The 24,439-nt window shown below is 73.9% G+C and carries 24 protein-coding genes; 10 read left to right on the top strand and 14 right to left on the bottom strand.

The features are described from left to right. Together ABD665_RS12725 and ABD665_RS12720 are read right to left on the bottom strand one after the other, a co-directional pair. Complete coding sequence (locus tag ABD665_RS12725) at window positions 1-2,820, bottom strand: TIM-barrel domain-containing protein (protein ID WP_204910322.1); 2,820 nt, start codon at window positions 2,818-2,820, stop codon at window positions 1-3. A gap of 19 nt (window positions 2,821-2,839) precedes the next feature. Continuing rightward, the gene (locus ABD665_RS12720; protein ID WP_204910323.1) at window positions 2,840-3,688 is read right to left on the bottom strand and encodes an MmyB family transcriptional regulator; all 849 of its coding nucleotides are present in this window, start codon (window positions 3,686-3,688) and stop codon (window positions 2,840-2,842) included. Window positions 3,689-3,789: 101 nt separating this feature from the next. Here ABD665_RS12720 and ABD665_RS12715 point away from each other — a divergent pair, with 101 nt between their 5' ends. Then, complete coding sequence (locus ABD665_RS12715) at window positions 3,790-4,545, top strand: SDR family oxidoreductase (protein WP_204910324.1); 756 nt, start codon at window positions 3,790-3,792, stop codon at window positions 4,543-4,545. A gap of 37 nt (window positions 4,546-4,582) precedes the next feature. Further along, window positions 4,583-5,524 carry an FAD-dependent oxidoreductase gene (locus ABD665_RS12710; RefSeq protein ID WP_204910325.1) on the top strand — a complete coding sequence of 314 codons (942 nt, stop codon included), beginning with the start codon at window positions 4,583-4,585 and terminating at the stop codon, window positions 5,522-5,524. Between the two features lie 6 nt (window positions 5,525-5,530). Here the strand turns inward: ABD665_RS12710 and ABD665_RS12705 are convergent, their stop codons facing one another. After that, window positions 5,531-6,634, bottom strand: a complete 1,104-nt coding sequence (locus tag ABD665_RS12705; RefSeq protein ID WP_204910326.1) for an oxidoreductase — start codon at window positions 6,632-6,634, stop codon at window positions 5,531-5,533. Between the two features lie 55 nt (window positions 6,635-6,689). Beyond that, window positions 6,690-7,424, bottom strand: coding sequence for a dienelactone hydrolase family protein (locus tag ABD665_RS12700; protein ID WP_344742426.1), 735 nt, complete (start codon window positions 7,422-7,424; stop codon window positions 6,690-6,692). Window positions 7,425-7,443: 19 nt separating this feature from the next. Here ABD665_RS12700 and ABD665_RS12695 point away from each other — a divergent pair, with 19 nt between their 5' ends. Then, entirely contained in the window at window positions 7,444-8,094 is a 651-nt protein-coding gene (locus tag ABD665_RS12695) for an NAD(P)H-binding protein (RefSeq protein ID WP_204910328.1), read from the top strand. A 1-nt stretch (window position 8,095) separates the two neighbouring features. Here the strand turns inward: ABD665_RS12695 and ABD665_RS12690 are convergent, their stop codons facing one another. The 3 genes from ABD665_RS12690 to ABD665_RS12680 form a co-directional block, all read right to left on the bottom strand. Beyond that, window positions 8,096-9,712, bottom strand: coding sequence for a DHA2 family efflux MFS transporter permease subunit (locus ABD665_RS12690; protein WP_204910329.1), 1,617 nt, complete (start codon window positions 9,710-9,712; stop codon window positions 8,096-8,098). 9 nt (window positions 9,713-9,721) lie between these two features. Then, window positions 9,722-10,489, bottom strand: a complete 768-nt coding sequence (locus ABD665_RS12685; RefSeq protein WP_344742425.1) for an efflux RND transporter periplasmic adaptor subunit — start codon at window positions 10,487-10,489, stop codon at window positions 9,722-9,724. An 84-nt stretch (window positions 10,490-10,573) separates the two neighbouring features. Further along, window positions 10,574-12,175: an efflux RND transporter periplasmic adaptor subunit gene (locus ABD665_RS12680; protein ID WP_204910330.1), complete on the bottom strand. Its 1,602-nt coding sequence runs from the start codon at window positions 12,173-12,175 to the stop codon at window positions 10,574-10,576. A 67-nt stretch (window positions 12,176-12,242) separates the two neighbouring features. Between ABD665_RS12680 and ABD665_RS12675 the strand changes: the two genes are divergently transcribed. Further along, window positions 12,243-12,827 carry a TetR family transcriptional regulator gene (locus tag ABD665_RS12675; RefSeq protein WP_204910331.1) on the top strand — a complete coding sequence of 195 codons (585 nt, stop codon included), beginning with the start codon at window positions 12,243-12,245 and terminating at the stop codon, window positions 12,825-12,827. Between the two features lie 22 nt (window positions 12,828-12,849). On the opposite strand, the gene ABD665_RS12670 is transcribed toward ABD665_RS12675, so the two are convergent. Together ABD665_RS12670 and ABD665_RS12665 are read right to left on the bottom strand one after the other, a co-directional pair. Next, window positions 12,850-14,313, bottom strand: coding sequence for a DUF222 domain-containing protein (locus ABD665_RS12670; protein WP_204910332.1), 1,464 nt, complete (start codon window positions 14,311-14,313; stop codon window positions 12,850-12,852). 87 nt (window positions 14,314-14,400) lie between these two features. Beyond that, complete coding sequence (locus ABD665_RS12665) at window positions 14,401-15,036, bottom strand: helix-turn-helix domain-containing protein (protein WP_204910333.1); 636 nt, start codon at window positions 15,034-15,036, stop codon at window positions 14,401-14,403. Between the two features lie 65 nt (window positions 15,037-15,101). Between ABD665_RS12665 and ABD665_RS12660 the strand changes: the two genes are divergently transcribed. After that, window positions 15,102-16,832, top strand: coding sequence for an FAD-dependent oxidoreductase (locus ABD665_RS12660; RefSeq protein ID WP_204910334.1), 1,731 nt, complete (start codon window positions 15,102-15,104; stop codon window positions 16,830-16,832). On the opposite strand, the gene ABD665_RS12655 is transcribed toward ABD665_RS12660, so the two are convergent. Continuing rightward, on the bottom strand, window positions 16,775-17,995 hold the full coding sequence (locus ABD665_RS12655; RefSeq protein WP_204910335.1) for a cysteine desulfurase-like protein: 1,221 nt from the start codon (window positions 17,993-17,995) through the stop codon (window positions 16,775-16,777). The two genes, ABD665_RS12660 and ABD665_RS12655, sit on opposite strands and share 58 nt — an antisense overlap. 16 nt (window positions 17,996-18,011) lie before the next feature. Continuing rightward, complete coding sequence (locus ABD665_RS12650) at window positions 18,012-18,230, bottom strand: DUF2630 family protein (RefSeq protein ID WP_204910336.1); 219 nt, start codon at window positions 18,228-18,230, stop codon at window positions 18,012-18,014. Between the two features lie 79 nt (window positions 18,231-18,309). Here ABD665_RS12650 and ABD665_RS12645 point away from each other — a divergent pair, with 79 nt between their 5' ends. Further along, complete coding sequence (locus ABD665_RS12645; RefSeq protein WP_204910337.1) at window positions 18,310-19,047, top strand: bacteriorhodopsin; 738 nt, start codon at window positions 18,310-18,312, stop codon at window positions 19,045-19,047. On the opposite strand, the gene ABD665_RS12640 is transcribed toward ABD665_RS12645, so the two are convergent. Then, complete coding sequence (locus ABD665_RS12640) at window positions 18,992-19,672, bottom strand: DUF805 domain-containing protein (RefSeq protein ID WP_204910338.1); 681 nt, start codon at window positions 19,670-19,672, stop codon at window positions 18,992-18,994. The two genes, ABD665_RS12645 and ABD665_RS12640, sit on opposite strands and share 56 nt — an antisense overlap. A gap of 186 nt (window positions 19,673-19,858) precedes the next feature. Here ABD665_RS12640 and ABD665_RS12635 point away from each other — a divergent pair, with 186 nt between their 5' ends. The 3 genes from ABD665_RS12635 to ABD665_RS12625 all read left to right on the top strand — a co-directional run bounded on the left by ABD665_RS12635 (window position 19,859) and on the right by ABD665_RS12625 (window position 21,653). Continuing rightward, window positions 19,859-20,080, top strand: coding sequence for a hypothetical protein (locus tag ABD665_RS12635; RefSeq protein WP_204910339.1), 222 nt, complete (start codon window positions 19,859-19,861; stop codon window positions 20,078-20,080). A gap of 19 nt (window positions 20,081-20,099) precedes the next feature. Beyond that, window positions 20,100-20,573, top strand: a complete 474-nt coding sequence (locus ABD665_RS12630) for a hypothetical protein (RefSeq protein ID WP_204910340.1) — start codon at window positions 20,100-20,102, stop codon at window positions 20,571-20,573. Window positions 20,574-20,675: 102 nt separating this feature from the next. Then, window positions 20,676-21,653, top strand: a complete 978-nt coding sequence (locus tag ABD665_RS12625; protein ID WP_204910341.1) for a TIM barrel protein — start codon at window positions 20,676-20,678, stop codon at window positions 21,651-21,653. Here the strand turns inward: ABD665_RS12625 and ABD665_RS12620 are convergent. Continuing rightward, window positions 21,643-22,515: an SDR family NAD(P)-dependent oxidoreductase gene (locus ABD665_RS12620; RefSeq protein ID WP_204910342.1), complete on the bottom strand. Its 873-nt coding sequence runs from the start codon at window positions 22,513-22,515 to the stop codon at window positions 21,643-21,645. The genes ABD665_RS12625 and ABD665_RS12620 overlap by 11 nt on opposite strands. Before the next feature lie 61 nt (window positions 22,516-22,576). On the opposite strand from ABD665_RS12620, the gene ABD665_RS12615 reads away from it, so the two are divergent. Next, the gene (locus ABD665_RS12615) at window positions 22,577-23,185 is read left to right on the top strand and encodes a TetR family transcriptional regulator (RefSeq protein ID WP_204910343.1); all 609 of its coding nucleotides are present in this window, start codon (window positions 22,577-22,579) and stop codon (window positions 23,183-23,185) included. On the opposite strand, the gene ABD665_RS12610 is transcribed toward ABD665_RS12615, so the two are convergent. Further along, entirely contained in the window at window positions 23,182-24,129 is a 948-nt protein-coding gene (locus tag ABD665_RS12610) for an alpha/beta hydrolase (protein WP_344742424.1), read from the bottom strand. The two genes, ABD665_RS12615 and ABD665_RS12610, sit on opposite strands and share 4 nt — an antisense overlap. Window positions 24,130-24,439: the final 310 nt, after the last annotated feature.

The following is a 24,439-nucleotide window of genomic DNA, read 5'->3' as shown; positions in this document are numbered from 1 at the left end:
CTAGTCCCGGACCTCGCCGCCCCGCTGCTCGACCGTGTGCGTCTCCCCCGTCGCCAGCGCCGCGGTCCGCACGTGCAGGGTCCGGGCCGCGTCGTCGTACCACCAGCCGGCCGCGTCGCCGTCGGGAGCGGCTTCGGGGAGGTCCGTCCCGTCGACCCGCACCCGGTCCGGCCGGGAGAGCGCGCGCAGGTCGACCGCGTACGAGCGCTCGGCGACCGCGCCCGGGAAGGTGCCGCTCGACGCACCGATCGTGAGCCGGCTCGACGGCTTCGGCCACCACCACGGGCCGCGGCGGGAGGCGTAGGTGAGGAGCGTGTCGGCCGACTCCCCCTGCGCGTACCCGAGCCCGTCGCCGGCGTCCGTGTGCAGGTTCGTGGACGTCACCTGACCGGCGTCGCTGCTGGCCACCGTGAGCGCGACGGCCGACGGGCTGGGCTCGACCCGTCGAGCCCCGGGGACCTGCGTGACGATGCCGCCGGCCCGCAGGAACACCGGCATCTGGTCGAGCGGCACGGTGACGTTCGCCGTCGACGGACCGGTGTAGGTCCGGCCGTCGAACCAGCCCACCCAGCGACCCGGCGGGAACCACACCTCCCGGCTGGCCGTCGTGCCCGCGGTCACGACCGGCGCAACCAGCAGGTCGTGGCCGAAGCGGTACTCGTCGGGGTGCGCGTACGCCTCCGGCGCGTCGGGGTCGTCGAGGTAGAGCGGGCGGCAGACCGGCTGGCCCGTCTGCGTGGCCTCCCAGGCCGCCGAGTAGGTGTACGGGCTCAGGGCCTCCCGCAGCCGCAGGAAGTCGGCCGCGGGACCCGCCGCCTCGTCGTACTGCCAGGGCAGCCGGTCGCCGTGGTGGGAGTGCAGCCGCAGGACCGGGGAGAAGGTGCCGAGCTGGACCCAGCGGGCGTAGAGGTCGTCGGGCAGGTGCCGGCCGAGGAAGCTGCCGACGTCGTGGCTGACCCAGGGCTCCCCGATCGCCGCCTCGTCCGGGGTGAGCCGGGCCGCGAGCGCCAGCGTCTCCCACGTCGGGGCGGTGTCGCCGGTGAAGTGCACGGTGCTGCGGTGCTCGCCCCAGGGCCCGCTCGGGTAGGAGCCGCGGAAGTCCTCCAGCGACGCCCCGATCCGCGACAGCACGAGCCCGCGCCGGCCGGCGTCGACCTGCCGCTGCGCGTACCGCTCGTTGAGCCAGCTGTCGGGCGTCGCGCCGGGGACGTCGACCATCGAGCTGGTGCAGCACCAGTCGAGCCACCACTGACGCGCGCCCTCGCGCTCGTACGGGGTGTGCAGCGCGAACCACGCCGCCGCCTGCGCACGGTCGCCGAAGTCGAGGGCGTGGCAGTCCGGCGAGAAGCAGAAGCCGGCCTCCACGAGCGGGTCGCCGGAGGCCCGCTGCACCTGCGCCAGCGCGGGGTCCCGCCCACTGAGCCCGGCGTGCACGTTCAGGACGACGGCGAGGCGTTGGGCCTCCGCCCACGCGAAGAAGGCGGGCGGGTCCGGGAAGAGGTCCCGGTTCCACTCCCAGCCGTCCCAGCGGACCGGCGCCTTCCAGTCCGTGTCGACGCTGAGCGCGTCGACCGGCACGTCGTGCGCGGCGAACGCCGGCAGCAGGTCGTCCTCGTACGTCTTCGCCGCGAGGGCGTCGTAGACCGAGTACCAGACGCCGAACGTCCACTGCGGCGGCAGCGCGGCCGGCCCGCTGAGCACCCGCAGGTCGGCCAGCGCGGTGGCGTAGTCGTGCCCGTAGCCGAAGAAGTAGCCGTCGGCGTACGTCGGGTCGTCCGTCCGCCGGCCCGTGATCCAGCCGTCGGCGGTCCGCACCGCCGCCCAGCTGTCGTCGAGCAGCCACCAGCCCTGGCGGTTCAGCACGCCGGGGTGCAGGTCGACCGCCGACACGTCGGTCCCGGCCTGGTCGGGATAGGCGTCGAGCCCGCGGGTCCAGCCGCCGAGCTGGCCGGGCTCGTCGGTGGCCGGCGGCTGCGTCGTCACCTCCGTCGGGTAGCGCGCGCCCACGGGCGTCACGGCGACCGCGTCGAGGTCGACCCGGCAGGAGACGTCGTCCGAGCACCGGGTGGCCACCACCTGGTCCCCCGCGTTCAGGTCGACGGCCATCGCGCGGGTGCGCCAGGTCGACCAGCCGCCGGTGGGCGGGGCCGAGAACCGACCGGCCCGGCGCTCGCCGACGAGGAGGTCGAGGGTCCGGATCGACGACGAGCCGTTCGCGTACGCGACCTGCAGCGTGTAGCGCCCGGAGCGGGGGACGCCGGTGATCGTCCAGGCGGCCGAGGCGCCGTGCTGGCCCAGGTCGGAGGCGTACCCGCGGCCCGACGAACCCTCGTGCTCGTGGTGGACGCTCTGACCGCCGCTGAGGCGCCCGTCCTCGGCCTCGCAGCGGGTCCCGTACGCGCACGTGCCCGGCGGCCGCCGCCAGGTCGGTCGGGCCGTCGTCGGGGTCCCCGCCACGTCCAGATCGACGCTGAGGTTGTCGGGCGTGAACGCGCCGGACCCCTCGCGGTAGCGCAGCGTCAGCCGGTCGGTCCGCACGACGAGCCAGCCGTCCACGTGGTCGACCGTGTACGCCGGCGGCGGCGCGTCCCGCGGGACGGCCGTGGTCGTCGGCCGTTCGTCGAACCGCCCGCCCGCCGCGTGCCGCAGGCGGACGAGCGTCGGCGTCACGACCTCGAACCGCGCGTCCCCGCTGTCCACCACGCCCGAGGCCGGCCCCGGGGACGGTGTCGCCGCCGCCGGCCCGGCGACGAGGACGGGCAGCAGCAGCGCCAGCGCGAGGAGCAGAGCCGCTGAGCGGCGGTCGCCCCGAGCTCTCACGCGATCAGTGTGCGCGGCCTCACTCCGCCGGCGCGAACTCCTGCGTCCCGAGGACGGCGAGCATCGCGAGACGTTCGGCCGTGCCGGTGCCCGGGCGGGCGCGGAAGAGCACCAGGTGCTGGCCGGACGGCGGGCTGACGACGACGTCGCACTCGAGGTCGAGGCGGCCGACCCGGTCGTGGTTCAGGACCTTGCGGGTGGTGCGTTTCACGGCGACCTCCTGCAGCGCCCACAGCTCCCGGAACTCCTCGCTGGCGCCCAGCAGCGCCTCGACGAGCGCCTTCGACTCCGTGTCGGTCCCCCGGCGCGCTACGGCGGCGCGGAAGTCGGCGACGTACCCGCGGCTGAGCTGCTCGCGGTCGTTCTCGGCGTAGAGGCGGCGGTAGCGGTCGTTCGTGAACCAGTGCCACAGGAAGCTCGGCTCGAACCCGCCGAGGTCGGTCAGCCGGCCGAGCAGGGCGACGTTCAGCGGGTTCTGGGCGAGCACGCCCTCGAGGTCGTCGGTGATCATGGCCGGGACGGTCGGCGCGAGCGCGTCGAGGATGGTCATCAGGCCGGGGTCGGCGTAGCCGAGCGACACGTACGCGGCGGGCGCGGCGTGCCCGGCGAGCAGGTAGACGTGGTCGCGCTCGTCGCGGGTCAGCCGCAGCGCCCGGGCGATCGCGCCGAGCATCGACGGCGACGGCTGCGGGCCGCGGGCCTGCTCGATCCGCTCGTAGTAGTCCGTCGACATCGCGGCGAGCAGCGCCACCTCGTCGCGCCGAAGGCCGGGCGTACGCCGCCGCGGCCCCGGCACCAGGCCCACGTCCTCGGGGCGCAGCCGCTCACGGCGGGAGCGCAGGAAGTCGCCGAGCGCGGATCGGTCCACGGGGACAAGCGTGCCCCCTGCACGACCCCGGATCCCCGCCCTCCCGGTCCGGGGATGAGCCGGGCGTGGGCGAACGGTCGATCCGGACGCAGGCTCGGGTCATGAACAAGATCGCTGTCATCACCGGAGCAAGTCGCGGCCTCGGCCGCAGCATGGCCGAGCACCTCAGCCGTCGCGGCTGGGACGTCGTCGGCACCTACCAGAGCCGCCGGGACGCCGCCGACGCGGTCGTCGCCGGCATCGAGGCCGCCGGCGGCCGGGCCGTGTTCCTGCCCTTCGACGCCGCCGACCCCTCCTCCACCACGGCTTTCGCCGAGGCCCTGCGCGAGCAGCTGCAGACCACCTTCGGCCGGTCGGACTTCGACGCACTGGTCAACAACGCCGGCACGGGGCTCAGCAAGCCCTACGTCGAGACCACCGAGGCCGAGCTCGACGAGCTGCTCGACATCCACGTGAAGACCCCGTACCTGCTGACCCAGCGGCTCCTGCCGCTGCTCGTCGACGGCGGCCGGGTCCTCAACGTCTCCTCCGGCCTCACCCAGTTCGCGGGCCCGGGCAGCTCCGCGTACGCGTCGGCGAAGGGCGCGGTCGAGGTCCTCACGCGCTACCAGGCGCAGGAGCTCGGCGCCCGGCAGATCCGCGTGAACACGCTGCGTCCCGGCGCGATCGCCACGGACTTCAACGGCGGCGCGGTGCGGGACAACCCGCAGTACAACGCCGCCGTGTCCTCGATGATCGCGCTCGGCAGGCCTGGCGAGGCCGACGAGATCGGCTCTGGCGTGGCCGCGATCCTGTCCGACGACCTGGGCTGGGCCAACGGCACGGTCGTCGAGCTGTCCGGGGGCCAGCGCCTGTAGCCCGGGCGGATTGGGTGCCGTAGGCCACGATGGGGCCGTGGACCCAGTCGTCGTCGTCGGTGCCGGTATCTCGGGGGTCGCGGCCGCCCGCGCCCTGACCGACGGAGGGCTCGCCGTCGTCGTGCTCGACCGCGGCAAGCGGGTCGGCGGGCGGATGGCGAGCCGGCGGACCGACGGCCGGATGGTCGACACGGGAGCGTCGTACTTCACCGTCTCCGACGACACCTTCAGGGCCCAGGTCGACGACTGGGAGTCCCGCCACCTCGCCCGCCCGTGGACCGACACCTTCTCGGTGTCCCACGACGGCGACCTCTCGCCGAAGAGCGGCCCGGTCCGCTGGGCCGCTCCCGGCGGGCTCCGGAGCCTGGTCGAGGACCTCGCGGACGGCCTCGACGTGCGCGAGGCGACCGTCGAGCGGGTCGGCCCCGGTCTCGTCGTCGACGGGACGGCGGCCTCGGCGGTCGTGCTCGCCATGCCCGACCCGCAGGCCGCGCGGCTGCTCGACCCCGCGTACGCGACCGTGCTCGCGGCGCTGACCGACCCCTTCGACCCCGTGCTCGCGCTCACGGCGACCTGGCCGACGCGCTCCTGGCCGGACGTCGACGGCGCCTTCGTCGCCGACGATCCGATCCTCAGCTGGGTCGCGGACGACGGGCGTCGCCGCGGCGACGGCGCCCCGGTGCTGGTCGCGCACTCGACCCCGGACTTCGCCTCCGAGCACCTCGTGGCCCCGCAGGAGGCCGCCGGACCCATGACGGCCGCGCTGCGCGACGCCCTGAGGATCGAGACCGAGCCCACGTCGACCCACGTGCACCGCTGGACGTTCGGCAAGCCGTCGGGCAAGCGGGAGCAGACGTTCTTCCTCGACGACGCGCTCGTCGGGGTCTGCGGCGACGCCTGGTCGGAGAAGCCGCGGGTCGAGAGCGCCTACCTCTCCGGGCGCGCCCTCGGCGAGGCGCTGGTCCAGCGCCTCGCCTGAGGCTGGTCAGCCGGCGAGGGCCTCGCTCGGCCAGTGCCCGCGGGCGTACGCGTCGGGGTAGGCGGCCTGGTGCCAGTCCACGCCGAGCTCGGCGGCCGCGCGCTGCGGCCAGGCGGGCTCGCGCAGGGCGGCCCGGGCCAGCAGGACGACGTCCGCGTCGCCGGAGGTCAGGACCTGCTCGGCCTGCTGCGGCGAGGTGATCATGCCGACGGCACCGGACGGCAGCCCGGAACCCTCGCGCACGGCCCGCGCGAACGGGACCTGGTAGCCGGGGCCGACGGGGATCTCGGCGAGGACCGCGCCGCCCGAGGACACGTCGACGAGGTCGACACCGTGGTCCTCGAGCACCGCGGACACCGCGACCGTCTGGTCGGAGTCCCACCCGCCCTCGGTCCAGTCGGTGGCGGAGAGCCGGACGAGCACCGGCATGGTCTCGGGCACGTTCGCCCGGACCGCGTCGACGATCTCGACGAGGAGCCGCGTACGCCCCTCGAAGCTGCCGCCGTACGCGTCGCTGCGGTGGTTCGCGAGCGGGCTGAGGAACTGGTGGACGAGGTAGCCGTGGGCCCCGTGGACCTCGATCGTGTCGAAGCCGGCCTCGACGGAGCGGCGGGCCGCCTCGCCGAACGCGGCCACCACGGCGGCGATGTCGTCGAGCGTCATCTCGCGGGGCGCGTCGTAGCCGGGGAAGGCCTCGGCGGAGGCGGAGACGGTGGACCATCCGCCGTCCTCAACCGGGACGCTGCCGCTCTGCGGCTCGTCGGAGAAGCCGCGGTACGTGGAGGCCTTGCGGCCGGCGTGCGCGAGCTGGACGCCGATCGCCGCGCCCTGGGCGTGGACGAAGTCGACGATGCGGGCCCAGGCGTCGCGCTGGGTGTCGTTCCACAGGCCGGTGTCCTGCGGGCTGATGCGCCCGTCCGGCGTCACGGCGGTCGCCTCGGTCAGCAGGAGGCCGAAACCGCCCTGCGCCCGCGCGCCGAGGTTCACGAGGTGCCAGTCGGTGGGCACGCCGTCGCGGCGCTCCACCGAGTACTGGCACATCGGCGCCAGCCAGATCCGGTTGCGGACGGTCAGCCCACGCAGGGTCAGGGGTTCGAAGAGTGCGCTCACGGTCTGCCCAACCAGACGGACGCGCCACAACTTCCGGTGCGGCGCGTCGGGTCCGTCACAGCAGGGCGTCGCGGAAGAAGGCGAGGACCCGGTCCACCGCCTCCTGCTGGCGGTCCGCGGTGAGCGTCGAGTGCTTCCAGCCCGGCAGCTCGACCCGCACGAAGGCGTCCCCGAGCTCGTCGGTGAGGGTGTCGAAGCGGGTGCCGACGGCCGGGTCGTCGACGTAGCGCAGCCCGAGCACCGCGCAGCCCGCGGCCGCGCGCCGCTTCACGACGTCGAGGTCCTCGGGCGACAGGTTCAGGTCGGCACCGCGCGCCCGGCCGATGGCGAAGGGCAGCGACGGCTGGGCGAGGACCGGGGCGACGACGGAGTCGTCGACCATCATCGCCAGCGCGAACCCGCCGGTGAAGCACATGCCGAGCGCCCCCACGCCGGGTCCGCCGAGCTCGGCGTGCAGGGTCCGGGCGAGCGAGCGCAGCCAGGTCGCCACCGGCGAGGTCTCGCGCAGCCGGAGCTTGTTGAACTCCCGGTTCACGCACACCCGGGCCAGGGTCCGGACGGCCGCGCCCGGACCGGCCGCGCTCGGCACGTCCCCGAACAGGTGCGGCAGCACGACCGTGAAGCCCGCCTCCACGACCTCCTCGGCGAAGGCGACCACGGCCGGAGTGATGCCGGGGATCTCGGAGACGACCACGACGCCCGGACCGGTGCCCCGCCGGTAGGTGGTGTGCACGACCCCGGTCCCCGGATCGGTGTGCCGCCCCTCGTCCCACCCGACCAGCGCGCTCATGGAAGGGGATAGTAGTTCCGTGAAGATCATCGTGGTCGGCGGCGCAGGTGGGGTGGGGCGGCGTCTGACGTCGCTCCTGACGAAGAGCGGTGACCATGTCACCGGCGTCCACCGGAACCCGGCGCAGACCGCGGCGGTCGAGGAGGCCGGTGGCACGTCCGCGCTGTTCGACCTGGTCGAGGGCTCGACCGAGGACCTGGCGGCGCTGCTCGACGGTCACGACGCGGTCGTGTTCTCCGCCGGTGCGCACGGCACGGGCCGGGACCAGACCACGCTCATCGACGGCAAGGGCCTGGAGAAGACGGTCGACGCCGCGCGGCAGGCCGGCGTGCGGCGGTTCGTGCTGGTGTCGGTGTTCCCCGACGCGGGGCGCGACCTCGAGACGAACGAGGGCTTCGAGCACTACATGCGGGTCAAGAAGGCGGCGGACGTCTACCTGACGGCGACCGACCTCGACTGGGTCGTCGTCCGACCCGGCACGCTGACGGACGCAGCCGGCACCGGCAGCGTGCGCGCCGGCTGGGCGGTCCCGTACGGCGACGTCCCCCGTGAGGACGTGGCCGCGTTCCTGGCCGCCGTGCTGCACGAGCCGCGGCTGCACCACGCGGTGGTCGAGCTGACCGGCGGCGACGTCCCGGTCGACCGGGCCGTCGCCGACCTGCTCGGCTAGCTCACTCCATCATCGCCGCGCCGGCGCCGCCCCCGGCGTGCGGGTTGGCGCCGGAGCGGAGCATCAGGCTGAGCCCCGCCGCGACGAGGGTGAGGATCCCCGTCACGAGGAACACGTTCGAGTAGGACGCGGCGAGCACCTCGAGCTGGGTCTGCTGGTAGACCGCCTGGACCTCGGCCGCCGGCATCCGGCCGGCCGGAACGAGGGCCGCCCGGGCGGCCATCAGGCCACCCTGCTGGTTGGTCACCACGGCGGTCAGGGCGGCCAGGCCCAGGGCCGCGCTGACGCGCTGGGCGACCGTGTTGATGGCGCTGCCGCTGGTCGTGAGCTGACCGGGCAGGGACGAGAGCCCGCCGGTCATGATCGGCATCATCGCCAGCCCGGTCCCGGCCGCGCGGACGCAGAGCCAGAAGACGAGCTCGCTGCGCGTCATGTCGGGACTGATCCCCATCAGCAGGAACGTGCCGACGGCGGCGATCAGCAGCCCGAAGAACGCCAGGTAGCGCGGGCCGATCTTGTCGTAGAGCCGGCCGGCGACCGGCATGAGGACCGCCATCACGAGCGCCTGCGGCAGGATCAGCAGGCCCGCCCGCAGCGCGGGGTAGCCGAGGCCCTCCTGCAGGAACAGCGGGATGTAGAACAGCGTCGCGAAGAGGCCGGTCATCATCACGCTCATCGCCAGCAGCGACGTCGTGTAGAGCCGGTTGGTGAAGACCCGGAGGTTCAGCAGCGGGTACTCCACCTCGAGCTCGATCACCACGAACGCGGCGAGCGAGAGCACGGCGAGCGCGATCAGCCCGAGCACGCGGTAGCCCGTCCAGCCCCACGACGGACCCTCCGAGAAGGCGAGGAGCAGCGACACGAGACCGGTGGCGATGGTGAGGAAGCCGAACACGTCGAACCTTCGCGTCACCGCGGGCGCGAACTTGGGCAGCAGGATGATCGCCGCCGCCACGCCGAGGACGCCGACCGGGATGTTGATGTAGAAGACGAGACGCCAGTTCACGTACTCGACGAGGTAACCACCGAGCGCCGGACCGAGGGCCGGCGCGAAGACGATGCCGAGGCCGTACATGCCCATGGCGGCACCGATGCGGGCCGGCGGGACGATCCGGTAGACCATCGTCAGGCTGACCGCCGGCAGCAGGCCGCCGGGGATCGCCTGGATGACGCGGAACGCGATGAGGCTGTCGAGGTTCCAGGCCAGGCCGCAGAGCGCGGAGCTGAGGGCGAACGCCGCGAGCGAGATCGTGTAGACCCGGGCGATCCCGAAGCGGTCGCCGAGCCACGCGCTCGCCGGCACGACGACGCCGAGCACCAGGCTGTACGCCGTCGAGATCCAGGCGACGTCCGCGGTGCTGCCGCCGAAGTCGGTCTGGATGGCCGAGATGGCCACGTTGACGATGCTCGTGTCGAGGACCGACATGAACATGCCGGCCACGAGCACCAGCACCGGCACGACCCACTGCTCACGACCACGGGCGTCGCGCGGGGCGGCCTCCTTGGCCGTCTGCGGACGCGGCGGGGCCGGCGGGCGCGCCGCCGGCGGAGCGGTCCGGGCGACCGGGCGCTCCTCGAGGTCGACCGCGGAGACGGCGGGGGCCGTGTCGGTGCTCATGCGTCTGTCCTAGGGCCGGTGGATCTTGGCGGTGACGTTCATGCCCGGCGCCAGGGCGAGGCCCTTGGTGTCGTCGAAGGTGATCCGCACGGGGATGACCTGGGTGACCTTCTGGAAGTTGCCCGAGGAGTTGGACTGCGGGAAGGCGGAGAACACGCCCGCCGAGCCCGTCTGGATCTCCGCGACGTGACCGGTGAGGTCGGCGTCGGGGAAGGCGTCGACCGAGAGCTTCACCGGCGCACCGACCCGGACCTGGTCCACGTCGGTCTCGTCGACGCGGGCGGTGACGAACACGCCCTGCTCGTCGTACGCGATCGCCAGCTGTGTGCCCTGCGTGACGAACGTGCCGGGCACGCCGTTGTCGACCGCGACGGTCCCGTCGGCGGGGGCGCGGATGACCATCTGGGGCTGGACGTAGCCGCCCTGCATCTCGATCCGCCCGACCGAGGCGTTCTCCCGCAGGGACGCGCCGACCTGGCCGCGCCAGTCGAGCAGGGTGCCCGACGTCGGGGCGTTGATCGAGATCTGGTTGCCGTCGACCTGGGAGTTGTCCGTGGTGACGTAGTTCGAGGTGTCGACGACGTAGCGCACGAGGAAGGCGATGCCGACGAGGATCGCGAGACCCAGGATCACGAACAGCCGGATCCGGCCCTTGCGCGACATCTTCTTCTTGGGTGCGGCCTCCTCGGCCGGGGCGTCCGCGGCCGACTGCGTGCCGGGTGCGTCGGTCGCGCCGACGTTGTCGTCGGTGGCCGTGGTGGTCGCCGTGTCAGACATGTGCGTCCTGTCCGTGTCGAGCCGCGACCGAGCCGCGCTCACTGGTGTTCATCGTAGTTGTCCTATGCAGACGCAGGGCGGGGTTCACGGGTGGGTCGGGACCACGACGCGGTCGCCCTCGTTCAGCCCGGAGACGACCTCGGTGCGGTCGGGACCGACGAGGCCGGCCTCGAAGCTGACCGTGCGCTGGTCGCCGCTGGGCTCGTAGACGACGACCGTGCTGGCGTCGCCCTGCTGGTGGACGGCCGCGTTCGGCACCGTCAGCACGCTGGTGCGCTCCGCGGTGTGCACGGTGGCGCGGGCGGTCTGCCCGTCCCGCTCCCGCGGGTCCCGGGTGTCGAGGTTGACCGTGGCGTAGTAGCTGACGACTCCCGCGATCGGGGTGGCCGTCGGGGAGACGGAGACGACGGTGCCCTTGGCGTCGAGGTCGGGGACCGCGTCCAGCTGCACGTCCACGGACTGGCCAGTCTTGATCAGCGCCGCGTCCGACTCCTCGAAGGGGAGCACGACCTGGAGCTGGTCCAGCCCGGACAGCACGATCAGCTGCGTGCCTCCCGGGCGGGTCGGCGACGCGGCACCACCGGCGGAGGCCGCACCGGCGCCGGAGGCCCCGGGGATCGCGGCCTTGCTGCCCGGCGCGAGCGCGCTGGTCCCGGTGCTGGCCGAGACGTACTCGCCCTTGTTGCCGTTGACCGCCGAGACGGTTCCGGCGACCGGGGCCCGGAGCGTGGTGTCGTCGACGACCTTCTGGGCCGTGTCGGCCTGGGCCTGGGCGGCGTCGACCAGGGCCTGCTGCTGGTCGAGCGTGTGCGGGCGGGCCGCGACCGCGGAGTTGTAGACGCCCTGCGCGGTGGCGACGCCCTGGTTGGCGTTGGCCTCGGAGACGTCGAGCGCGGCGTCGTCGACCCGCTTGCGCTCCTCGGCCGCGACGATCGCCGTCTCGTCGGCGGCGAGGCGCTGCTTGGCCGCCGTCACGGCGGCCTCCGCGCTGCCGACCCCGCCACACGCGGACGATGCTGACGTGGCGGCCGACGAGGCGGCGGCAGCGGCGACGGTCGCGGCCGACGGGTTCGACGGGTCGGCCGCTGCGGCCTGGGCGGCAGCGGCGGCCTTGCGCGCCGTGGACTGCGCGTCGTCGCACGCGTCCTTCGCGTCGTCGACCGCGTCCTCGGCGTCGTCCTTCGCGTCCTCGTCCGTGCTCTTCTGCTTCTTCGCGCGGGAGACCGCCTTCGCGTCGGCGCGCGAGGAGGCGGCGCCCTGCTGCTCGGTCTCGAGGACCACGTGCCGCGCACGAGCGAGCGACTCCGCCGCGTTCTGCACGGCCGGGTTGTCCGAGCTGCCGGCCAGGACGGCGGCCTGGGCGTCCACGTTGGCCTCGGCCTGCCGCAGCGCGGCCTTCGCGGCCTTGGAGTCGATGGTGGCGAGCACGTCGCCCGCCTGCACCTTCTGACCGACCTTGACGTCGACCGAGGTGAGCTTGCCGCTGGCCGCGAACCCCAGCTGCTCGCTGGTCTTCGCGGCGAGCGCGCCGCTCGCCGTGACCCCGGTCGAGAGGTCGCCGCGGGTGACGGTGTCGAAGGTGGGGGCGGCGGGCTGGCTGCCCGAGCAGGAGGTGAGCGCCCAGGTCAGACCCAGGACGACGGTGCCCGCGCCGATGGTGCGGAAGCGGGAGGGGAGGGAAGACACAAGACTCCTCGAGAAGGCGAAACCTCCGGAACAATACCGAACGGTTATTCTTTTTGCCATGCCCCGCGTGAGTGATGCACATCGCGCTGCCCGACGCGAGCAGATCGCCGAGGCTGCGCTCCAGGTCCTGGCCAGGAAAGGGTCCGACACCTCGATCGCCGAGATCGTCGCCGAGTGCGGGTTGTCGGCGGGTGCCATCTACGGCAACTTCGAGAACAAGGCCGACCTCGCCCGCTACATCGCGGACCAGCTCCTCCATCGTCGCATAGGCGGGCTAGACAACGCGGTGGCTGACGGCGCGGTGCGGACCCCGGTCGAGGTGCTCCGTCTCTTCATGAGCCTCCGCCGTGCGCCGAAGGACCTCTCGGTCCTCCTGCAGTTCTGGGGCGAGGCGACCGTCGACCCCTACCTGCACGACGTGTTCCGGCAGAAGGCCGACAAGCTCCGCGACGCATTCGGCCGCGCCCTCGAGCCCTGGGCCGCCGCGCAGCCCGACGCCGACCCCGAGCTCGGCACCCGTACGGCGCAGCTCTGCGTGATCATGTGCCAGGGCTACCTGCTCAACAGCGCCCTCTTCGGCTGGATGAGCGGCGAGGAGTACCTCGACGCCGCCGAGCTGGCGTTCCGCTCCCCCTCGGGCACGGGCGCCTGACCCCTCGCCCCGGACCGCTCGGTCACGCCGCCTTCACCACCGGCCCGGTCGGCACCCCCGCGGTGGGGCACAGCGCCCACAGGGCGTGCGTGAACGCGCTGCCGCCCAGGCGGAGGGTGCCCTGGTTCGTCGTCAGGAACACCTGCCCGTTCGGTGACCTGAACAGGTAGGTCCCGGGATCGGGTTGTCGGCGTCGCCAGCCGCCGAACGTGACCGCGCGGTGGTGGCTCCGCGTCAGGGGCCCGAGGTTGTGGAGCCCGGTCTGGCCCGGCGGTCCCCCGCGGTCGAGCGGGACGTACGGCACGGTGTGGTCCAGGTCGAGGGTGCGGCTCGTGGCCTGCCCGAAAGGGAAGACGTCCACCGGGTCGCGCAGGAACAGGGCGTCGCGCAGCCGGTAGGGGATCTCGTACGCGTCCACCGGCGCGGTCGCGACGGGGTCGACGACCGGGCGGACGGTGACCGCGCAGCCCGTGCCGGCCAGCCACTCACGGACCTGGTCGAGGGTGAGCGGGTCGCCGTGCTCGGGTCGGACCAGCCCGTCGCCGGAGCGCAGCGCGGAGTCCGTCAGGTGCAGGTGCAGCACGACCCGCGGACGTGCCCGCCGCAGCTGGGCCGCCGACAAACCGGCCGGGAGTCCGACGTCGAGGGACGGGTCACGTCGTTCGTCGTCCTGGTCGCCCGCGGGCTCGTCGCCCACCGGCTCCTCGTGGCCTGACGGGTCGGCGTCGCACGCGTGCCTCGCCAGCAGCTCGAGTGCGAGGGCGGGCTGGGCGAGGACGCCGATCGCCTTCGCGCGGCGGGCGTCGACCGGCTCGAGGTCGCCGTCGAGCCGGAGGATCTCCGCGAGCCGGTCGACCGCCGCGACGAACCAGCGCACGTCCCCGGAGGCCGCCCTAGCCACGAGCGTGCGCAGGCCGTGCTCGCCCTCGTAGGACCAGACGCCGCATTCGGTGCGGGCCGCCTCCTCACGGGCGCGGCGCTGCTCCGGGTCGGCCTCCAGGACGGCCGCCGTCAGCAGCCGCCGGAACCGCGGCCACGCCAGCATCGGCAGGAACCCGCTCACCGTCTGGTCGACCTCCGCGCACGCCTCCCAGGACAGGTCGTGCGTCGCCTGGGCGACCGCGCGGGCCTGCCACGCCCGCACCGCACCGGTGCGGACCAGCACCCACAGCCGGGGCAGGCGGTGACGCAGGTCGAGCGCGTCGGCGATCAGCATCCGGGCCGCGACCGCACCGGTGCCGCGCAGCGCCCCGAGCTCGTGCGCGCAGTGCTCGGCGACCTGCGGGCAGCCGTCGCCGCCCCAGGCACGGGCCCGCTGGACCAGCGGCCGGTAGTCGTCCGCACCGGTGTCGAGGTAGTGCGCGTCGGCCCAGGCCGCCGCGAGCACGAGCTCCTCGCACTCGGACTCCCGCACGGCGGCGTGCGTCATGGCGATGCGCTCAGCGAGCTGAGCGGGGGTCGCCACCTCCACCGTCGGATCGAACATACGTACGATTCTGCCTCAGCCCACTGACAGAAGGAGCCCTGCGATGTTGTCCGTCGGGCGCCGAGTGTCGACCGTTCTTCCGAGTCCTCAGGCCTGCTTCGGCCGGGCCCGGACGTGCATGCGTTCGCCCTGGGGGCCGAGGAGGGAGAGGAGCTCGGCCTCGCCCGGGCCCGGGTTGCCGAACCAGTGCGGCGTACGCGTGTCGAACTCGGCCACCTCGCCCGCCTCGAGCACGAGGTCGTGGGGGCCGAGCAGCAGCCGGATCCGCCCGGAGAGCACGTAGAGCCACTCGTAGCCCTCGTGCGTCCGCTGCTCCATCGTCCGCTCGGGCGGGTTGGGCGGCATGATCATCTTGTAGGCCTGCAGCCCCTCGTTGCGTCGCGTGAGCGGCAGCAGCGTCATCCCGAACTGGTGGATCGCCTTGGGCCGCACGCGCGGGTCCCCGGTGTCCGGCGCGTCGACGAGCTCGTCGAGCGCGACCTGGTGCGCACGGGCCAGGGGCAGGAGGAGCTCCAGCGTCGGCTTGCGCCCGCCCGACTCGAGCCGGGACAGCGTGCTCACCGAGATGCCGGTGGTCTCCGACAGCTGCGCCAGCGTCGTCCCCCGCTCGAGGCGGAGCTCCCGGAGCCGCGGTCCGACGGCGTCGAGGACGGGGCCGAGGTCGTCGGGCTCGCGGTCGTCGGGCTCGCGGTCGACGGCCGGTCCGCCGTGCTGGTGCACCATGCCGTCAGTTTGCCGTTCCGGCAACACCACTTGTCAAGTCAGCGAACGGTCGTCACGATCGACCCATGACCACGGAACCCTCCCCCGACCGCTCGCACCCCGCCGCGTACGACGTCCTCGTCGTCGGCGGCGGTCCCGCCGGCCTCGCCGCGGCGGTGGCGCTGGCGCGCTCGCTGCGCTCGGTCCTCGTCGTCGACGCCGGGCGCCCGCGCAACGCGACGGCGGCCGGGATCCACAACTACCTCGGCCGCGAGAACGTCTCCCCCGCCGAGCTGCTGGCCGACGGCCGGGACACGCTGACCTCGTACGGCGGCCGCGTCGAGACCGGCGAGGTGACCCGGCTCGAGCGGCTGGGGCAGGAGCCGTCGCAGCCGTGGTTCCGGGCCGAGCTGGCGGACGGGCGCCAGGTGGAGGCGCGCCGCGTCGTCGTGGCCACCGGCCTCACCGACGAGCTCCCGGCGATCCCCGGCCTGGCCGAGCGGTGGGGCCGCGACGTGCTGCACTGCCCCTACTGCCACGGCTACGAGGCCCGCGGCACCGCGATCGGCATCCTGTCGACCACCCCGATGACCGCGCACCAGGCGCTGCTGTTCCGTCAGCTGAGCGACGACGTCACCGTGCTGACCCATACCGGCCCGACCCTCGGCGACGAGGACCGCGAGCGCCTCGAGGCCCGCGGGATCCACTTCGTCGACGGCGAGGTCGTCGAGGTGCTGACCAGGGACGACGCGCTCTCGGGCGTCCGCCTGGCGTCCGGCGCCGTCGTCCCCCTGCGGAACCTGGCGATCGCGGCTCCCGCCGTCGCCCACTCGGCCCTGCTGAGCGACCTGGGCGTCGAGGTCGCCGACTTCGCCATGGGTGACTTCGTCTTCGGCGCGTACGCCGTCGCCGAGCCGACCGGCGCCACGTCGGTCCCCGGGCTCTACGCCGCCGGGAACGTGGCGACCATCCAGGCCCAGGTCTCGACCTCGGCCGCGGCCGGGCTCATGACCGGCGCGCTGGTGAACGCGCACCTGATCGAGGAGGAGACCACCGAGGCCGTCGCCCGTCGGCGCCGGACCGAGGAGTTCTGGGACGAGCGGTACCGCGAGGGGCGCATGCACCCGCGCGAGGCGAACCCCACGCTGGTCGAGGTCGCCGGCACGCTCGAGGCGGGCACGGCGCTCGACCTGGGCAGCGGGTACGGCGACGACGCGGTCTGGCTGGCCGGCCAGGGGTGGCGGGTCGTCGGCATCGACGTGTCCGGCGCGGCCGTCGAGCGGGCGCGCGCCGCCGCCGAGCAGGCCGGCGTGGCCGCGCGGGCGACGTTCGAGCGGCACGACCTGGCGCTGACCTTCCCCACCGGCACGTTCGACCTGGTCACCACGCACTACCTGCACGCCCCGGACGGGCTCCCCCGTGACGAGGTGCTGCGCCGCGCGGCCACCGCCGTGGCCCCCGGCGGCACCCTGCTGGTCGTCGGTCACGCGTCCCTGCCGCCGTGGTCGTGGTCGGACCTCGACCAGGCCGAGCAGCAGGACGGGCACGGTGGCGGCCACGGCAAGGGCCACCGTCACGGACCGGGCGACCTGCCCTCCCCCGAGGCGGTCTGGGCCGGTCTGGACCTCGACGAGGGCTGGGAGGTCGTCCGCCTGGCGGTCGCCCCGCGCCCGGTCGTCGGTCCCGACGGCGAGCACGGCTCGATGGACGACAGCGTCGTGGTCGCCCGCCGGTCCGCGACGAGCCCGGCGACCGGGGCTCAGAGCAGCGCGGAGAGCCCGTCGAGCAGCCGGTCGACCTCGGCCGTCTCGGTGTAGGCGGCGAGACCGACCCGGACCCCGCCCTCGTCCTCGAGCCCGAGCGCGCGGAAGGGCTCGATCGCGTAGAAGGACCCGGCGGGCGCGAGCACGTCGCGCTCGAGCAGGCCCTGGGAGACGTCCGCGCTGCGCCGGCCCGGGAAGGTCAGAAAGAGCGTCGGCGTGCGGTCCGCCGCACGGGAGTGCACGACGACCCGGTCGCCGAGCTCCGCGAGCCCCGCCTCCAGGCGGCCGCGGAGCTCGGCCTCGTGCGCGGCGATCGCCGCGTGGGACCGTTCGAGCCGCTCGCGACGCGTGCCGGCGGCCGCACCGTCGGAACCGTCCGCCCCGGGCAGGTCGGCGAGGAAGTCCACCGCCGCCGTCGCCCCGGCGAGGACCTCGTACGGGAGCGTGCCGAGCTCGAAACGTTCCGGGACGGCCTCGGTCGACGGCAGGAGCTTGTCGGGGTGGAGCGTCTCGAGCAGCGCGGGGTCGGCGACCAGGACGCCGCAGTGCGGCCCGAAGAACTTGTAGGGCGAGCAGACGAGCAGGTCGGCGCCCAGCGCGGCCAGGTCGGGCAGCCGGTGGGCCGTGAGGTGCACGGCGTCGACGTAGAGAAGAGCCCCGACGGCGTGCGCGCGGTCCGCGATCCGCCGGAGCGGCGGGATCGTGCCGAGCAGGTTGGAGGCACCGGCGACGGCGACGACCCGGGTGCGCCCATCCACCGTGCTGTCGAGCGGACCGAGGTCCAGCTCGGCGCTCCCCGGGTCGATCTCGAGCCAGCGGACCTCGACGCCCTGGCGTTCGGCGGCCTGCACCCACGGGCGCACGTTCGCGTCGTGGTCGAGCCGGGAGACCACGACGTTGTCCCCGGCGGACCAGGTCCGAGCGAGCGCCCGGGAGAAGTCGTACGTCAGCTGGGTCGCGCTACGCCCGTGCACGACCCCGCCCGGCACGGCGCCGAGGAGGTCGGCGTACGCGGCGCGGAAGGCCCGGACGACGGCGTCGGCGTTGCGCTGGGACGCCGAGCCCGTGCCGCGGTTGGAGAGCGGTCCGGTGAGGGTGCGCGCGATCGCCTCCCCCACCACCGTCGGGGTCTGGGTGCCGCCGGGACCGTCGAAGTAGGCGGTCGGGCCGGCGAGGGCGGGGAAGGAGGCGCGCAGGGTCGCGACGTCGAGGGGCATCGGGGTGGGTCCGGCGCTACTGCAGGTAGCCCTCGACCTCGTCGGCGGGACGCTCCTGGGCCTCGTCCGGGTTCTTGCCGGCGTCGCGCAGGCCGTCGCGCTGGCGCAGCAGGTCCCAGGCCTGGTCGAGCGCGATCTCGACGCGGCGGCGCCGCTCGGGGTCGCCGTGGTTGGTCGCGTCCCGCTCCTGCGCCACCAGGTCGTGGATCTTGGCCAGGATCTCGTCGTCGTTCATGGGGCCCATCATGCCGGTAGGTCCGGACGCGACCGCCCGGGTGGTTTCGGCACCGGCAGACCGGGGAACCACACACCCCATGACCGAGACCGCGTGGTTCTGGACCGGCACCACCGGCATGGCCCTCGGCGCGGTGCTGCTCTTCCTGGTCTCGAAGAGCCGCACCGGCGACGAGGAGGCGCACAAGGTCGTCCACGTCCTGGTGACCGTCGTCGCCGCCTGCTCCTACCTGGCCATGGCCTTCGGGCAGGGCGGGTCCGAGCGCGGTGGGAGCACCCTGTGGTGGGCCCGCTACGTCGACTGGAGCGTCACGACCCCGCTGCTCCTGCTCGGGCTGGCGATGTCGGCCCTGCACGGGGCGCACCGGCGGCCCGCCCTCGTCGCGGCCCTGCTCGGCGCGGACGTCCTGATGGTGGTCACCGGGCTCTTCTCCGCGCTGTCGGAGGACCCGGCCCGCCGGCTGCCCTGGTTCCTCGTCAGCACGGGTGCGTTCCTCGCCGTCCTCGCGACCCTGCTCGGCCCGCTACGCCGCGAGGCCCGACGCCGCGACCGGCACAGGCGCGACGCGTACCGGCGCAACACCCTCGTCCTGGTCGTCCTGTGGTGCGTCTACCCCGTCGTCGTCGGCCTGGGGCCGCACGGCCTCGGCGTCGTCGGGTCGACCACGGAGACCGGGTGGATCACCGTGGTCGACCTGCTCGCCAAGGTCGGCTACGGCCTGCTCTGGAGCCGCGACAGCAGCAGGATCGCCGTGGACGACCTCAGCGGTCGTAGCGCTGGCCCTCGGGCTTCGGGGCGGAGGCCCAGAAGACGATGAGGACGATCGCGCCGACGACCGGGACGAGGCCGATCAGGTACCACCAGCCCGAGCGGTTGGTGTCGTGCAGCCGTCGGGTCGACAGCGAGATCTGCCCGACCAGGGTCGCGAGCCCCCAGATGCCGGAGAGGATCGAGGCCTTCAACGTCCAGCCGACGAGGATCCCGAAGTACTGGGTCAGCTCCTCCTGGGTGGTCGCCGCGACCGGCGGCTGCGGCTGCGGTCCCGCGATCGCCTGACCGACGATGCTGAGGACGAACGAGATCAGGTAGCTGACCAGGAACCACCACCAGAACTCGGCGCGGCTGGCCCGGCCGGTGAACGTGGCGTACTTCTTCCAGAAGCGGCGCACCGCCTGCCCGATGTTCGCGCCGTAGAGCGGCTGCGACAGCGGCACCTCGCCCACCTGGCCGTAGGGCTGCTGCCCGTAGGGCTGCTGGACCTGCCCGTACGGCTGACCCTGCTGCTCGTAGGGCTGCTGGCCGTACGGCTGCTGCCCGTACGGCTGCTGGGGCTGCTGCCCGTACGGCTGCTGGGGCTGCTGGCCGTAGGGCTGCTGGCCGTAGGGCTGCTGCGGCTGCTGGCCGTAGGGCTGCTCCGGCGGCTGGGCGTTCGGGTCGGACATGCGGGAGCACCTCGTGGCTGGGGGGACGGACGCGGCAAACCCTAGGGGCAGAGGGGCTCGCCGGGGCTCATTCGTCGCAGACCGGGGTGCGGGCTCCCACCCTTTGCGTCTCACCTGCTGGCGGGGTGCAACCGCGGAGGACGTCCCCGACCGAAGCACGGACGAGCCCAACCACGAGGAGACACCATGAGCGACCCCACCGTCGAGAGCCAGGCCACCGAGCCGCAGTCCTGGACCCAGCTGGGCAAGGAGATGTGGAGCTACCTGACCGGGCGTGGCGCCGTCATCAACTACAAGCTGATCGACATGACCGTCGAGGTCCCCCGCGACACCGGCGCCGACGCGCCGCGTGCGACGTGGAAGCTCGACGGCACGCTGCAGATCACCACCAGCGACAACGAGCACTGACCATCAGCTCGCTGCACGCATGAAGATCGTCGCCGACCTGACGTTCCAGGTCACGACCGACGCTTCCGGCCCCGGCCCGCACGCCGCCCCCACCACGGGCACCGTGCGGGCCGACGGCTCGGACGTCGTCGTCGCGTTCTCCCGAACGCCCTCGCTGGCCGGCAAGGGCACCCGTCCGGTGGTGCGCCCGGTCGCGCAGAGCCTCGACGACCAGGGCCTCACGGTCCACCTCACCGGCCCGTCCGGCCCGCTCCTGCACGTCGGTCACGGCGTCCGCGCCCCCTGGTGGCAGGTGCCCGCGACGGGCAGCCGCCTCATCCGGGTGGCGTCCGTGCCGCTCGCCCTCCGCTCGCTGCGCGGACCCCGCCTCTTCGAGGTGGCGCTCCCGCCGCTCGTGGTCCAGCCGGGCATGGCCCTGACCCGGACGCGTCGCGAACGGGTCCTGATCGTCGCGCGTCAGCTCGTTCGCCGGGTGACCCGCCGCCGCCGCTGACCCGGGCCGCAGGTGCGGCCGACCCTTGACACCTCTCTGGTGGGCTCGTAGGTTCCGGCTCACTCCTGGACCTCGACCAGGACCTGATCAGTGAGGATCAGCATGTGCATCGGTGACGAGCAGGCCCGGGACCTCGATCTCGGAGCAGGTCGGCCGGAGGGCCACAGCCACGACATCAGCCGGAGGGGCGTCCTGCGCGGCGCCGCCGTCGGAGCCGCCGCGCTGGGGCTGAGCGGAGGAACCGCCGCGGTCGCGTCGGCCGCCGGCCCCGCGGCCGCGAAGCCGCACCACCTGCCGTCGAGCCGCATCAGCATCCAGCTCTACACGCTGCGCAACCAGCTCGAGGAGGACCTCTCGGGGACCCTCGAGAGCCTCGCCGACATCGGCTACCGCCGGGTGGAGCACGCCGGCTTCGTAGGACGGAGCGTGACCGAGTTCAAGGCCGCGCTCGACGCGGTCGGCATCACCGCCACGTCCGGCCACGTGGCGATCCCCCAGCCGTTCGACGCGGACACCTGGGCCGCGAGCCTGCGGGACGCGAAGGTCCTCGGGTCCCGCTACATCGTGAACCCGGTGTTCGGCATCAACTTCGCCACCGGCGCCGTCGTCCGCGACCGCGCGACCTGGACGGCCTTCGCGCGCGACCTCAACCGGGCGGGCCGGATGGCGAAGAAGGCGGGCGTGCGCCTCGGCTACCACAACCACAACTGGGAGTTCTTCTCCCTGCTCGACGAGCCCGGCACCACGGGCTACGACGTGCTGGTCGAGGAGACCGACCCGCGCTACGTCCACCTCGAGATGGACCTCTTCTGGGTCACGCGCGGCGCCCGGGACCCGGTCGACCTGGTCAAGCGCCTCGGCCGCCGGGTCCGGCAGTACCACGTCAAGGACCTGGACCAGGCCGGCTCGTTCGCCGACCTGGGCGAGGGCCTGATCGACTTCCGCCGCATCTTCCGCGCCCACCGGGCCGAGGAGTACATCGTCGAGCGCGACGACGCCGGCGTGGCTCCCCGGACGACGGAGCAGGCGATCCAGACCGCGCGGACCGGCTTCGACTACCTCAGGGCGCTCAAGGTCTGAGCGCGAGGAACGTCACCCCGGTCAGCCGCTCGGACAGGTCCCACAGCCGGCGCGCCAGGTCCGGGTCCTTGGCCGTCGCCGACCGGTTGATCAGCTCCGCCCCGCCCCGCATGTGCATCAGGTGCTCGGGCCCGGTGAAGCTGTCGCCGGGCAGGTCCGCCGTCGCGGCGTAGAGCACGGGCAGCGCGCCGTCCTCCGGGCTCTGCGCCAGCAGCCGGGTCATCAGCCCACCCAGCCCGCCGGAACCCTGCGACATGCCGGTCGCCACGAACCCGGGGTGCGCGGCCGCGGTCCGCACCGGCGAGCCGACGGCGTGCAGCCGGCGCTGCAGCTCCGCGCTGAAGAGCAGGTTGGCCTGCTTGGTCCCGGCGTACGTCCGGAACTCCTTGTACGGCGTGCGCTGCCGTTCGAGGTCGTCGAGGTCGAGGCGTGCGGCGCGCTCGGCCTGCGACGCGAGCGTCACGACCCGGTCGGTGATGTGCGGCAGGAGCAGGTTCGTCAGGGCGAAGGGGCCGAGGTGGTTCGTCGCCAGCTGGAGCTCGAAGCCGTCCACGCTGCGACGCAGGTCCGGCACCGAGACGCCCGCGTTGTTGACCAGCACGTCGATCGGGCCGTCCCACCCCTCGGCGAACGCCCGGACCGACGACAGGTCGGCGAGGTCGAGCGGACGCACCTCGGTCTCGCCCGGGATCTCGGCCGCGACGCGCGCCCCCTTGTCGACGTCGCGCACGGCGAGGACCACCCGGGCACCGGCACCGGCACGGGCGAGAGCGGTGGCGGTCGCGCGGCCGATGCCGCTGGTCGCGCCGGTGACGACGAAGGTCCGGTCGTGCAGGTCGGGCGGGTTCCACGAGAACGTCATGAACCCAAAGTAGACGGTGACTACTTACTAGTCAATGCCTAGATCGGCGTACGCTGCCCTCATGGTCGAGCGCCCGTTCCACCACGGCAACCTCCGTGCGGAGCTGCTCGACCACGCCGAGGCGGTGCTCCGGGAGGACGGCGCCGACGGGGTCTCCCTCCGCGACCTCGCCCGACGCGCGGGGGTCAGCCACGGTGCACCCCGCAGCCACTTCGTCGACCGGCAGTCGCTGCTGGACGCGCTGGCCGTCCGCGGGTTCGAGCGGCTGGGCGTACGCCTGCGGGAGGTGGGCGCGGTCGACCCCGACCGGGCGGGCGGCGGCACCTTCGAGGCGGCGGTGCAGCGGGTGGCCCGGGCGTACGTGGACTTCGCCGTCCGGGACGCCGCACTGATGGAGCTGATGTTCGCGGCCAAGACCGACCACGCGGACGAGGCCGTCGAGCGCGCGGCGGAGGGGCTGTTCGCGACGTTCGACGAGCTGCTCGACCAGCACCGCCCCGATCAGCCGATGAGCGCCCACGACCGCCGGCGCTTCGGGCTCCTCTTCGCCGCCGCGGTCCAGGGCACCGCCAGCCTCGTCGGGTCGCGCCGGATCAGCGCCGACCAGGGCGCCGCCCTCGTCGAGGACGCCACCGGCATCCTCGTGCGGACGTTCTTCCCGGGCTCCTAGGCCAGCGCCCGCCGCAGGGCGCCCACCCGGAGCGCCCAGATCCGCCGGCTGAGCGCCGCCTCGGGCGCGCGCCGCTCGGAGGCGTGGTAGCTGCCCGGCAGCACGTGCAGCTCGGTCGGCACCCCGGCCTGCAGCAGCCGCTGGGCGAGCTCGACGTCCTCGTCGAGGAAGAGGTCGACCGTGCCGACGTCGATGTAGGTCGGCGGCAGCCCGCCGAGGTCGGTCGCACGGGAGGGCGCGGCGTACGCGTCGGCCTCGCGGCCGCCGAGGTACCAGCCCCAGGCCTCGACGTTCGTGCTGCGGTCCCAGGCGCCGACGTCGGTGACGTCCCGGCTGGACGGCGTCTCGTTGCGGTCGTCGACCATCGGGTAGAGCGCCATCAGGAGGCGGAGCCCGGGCCCGCTGCGGTCACGGGCCATCAGCGCGGTGGCGATCGCCAGCCCGCCCCCGGCGCTCCCGCCGTAGACGGCGAGCCGGGCGGGGTCGATGCCCAGCTCGTCGGCGTGGGCGGCCGTCCAGACCAGGCCGGCGTAGCAGTCCTCCGGGCCGGCCGGGTACGGGTGCTCGGGCGCCAGCCGGTACTCCACCGACACGACGACGGCCGTCAGCTCGACGCAGAGCATCGTCGCGACCGGGTCCTCGCCGTCGACCTCGCCCATGATCATCCCGCCGCCGTGGATGACGTAGACGCCCGGCAGCGCGCCCGACGCGGCCACCGGCCGGTAGATCCGCACGCGGACGTCGGGCTCCCCGGAAGGACCCGGGACGGTCCGGTCCTCCTTGGTCACGCGCGGGTCATCGACCACCTCGGCCGCCCCCGGCAGCGTCTTCGCCCGTGCCCGCCGCTCGACGATGTCGGGGATGGAACCGAGGCCGCCGGGCAGGACCGCGAGGTCCGCCTCGAGCGGGCCCAGCGACTCGGGGTCGATGGGGTGACGGGGCACGGGCGGTCCTTCGGCGTCGGCGGCGGGAGCCACACGCTACGACGCACGAGGGCCCGCGCGCGGCGGATCTTCTCGCCGTGCGCGGGCCCCTCGTACGGCGCCCGATCCCCCTGGTCGCACGCCTTCCCTGCCCGCACCTCGCGGTGCGGTCCTGCCGTCGTCCCGCTGTCCCCCGACAGGCAGCGGTCCGGGATCGTCCCGGTCGGCGCGTCCCCCGACGCGCACGCTGACCGGATCAGCTGTTCTGGGCCTCCCAGGTGAAGCCGATGGCGGCGGTGCCGCCCTGGGTGTCGTTCGTGGTCTCGGTCTT

It is taken from the genome of Microlunatus spumicola (assembly GCF_039536445.1).
In the GTDB taxonomy this organism is placed as follows: domain Bacteria; phylum Actinomycetota; class Actinomycetes; order Propionibacteriales; family Propionibacteriaceae; genus Microlunatus; species Microlunatus spumicola.
The sequence above is the reverse complement of the archived record's forward strand: the minus strand, read 5'-3'. Positions and strand labels throughout refer to the sequence as shown.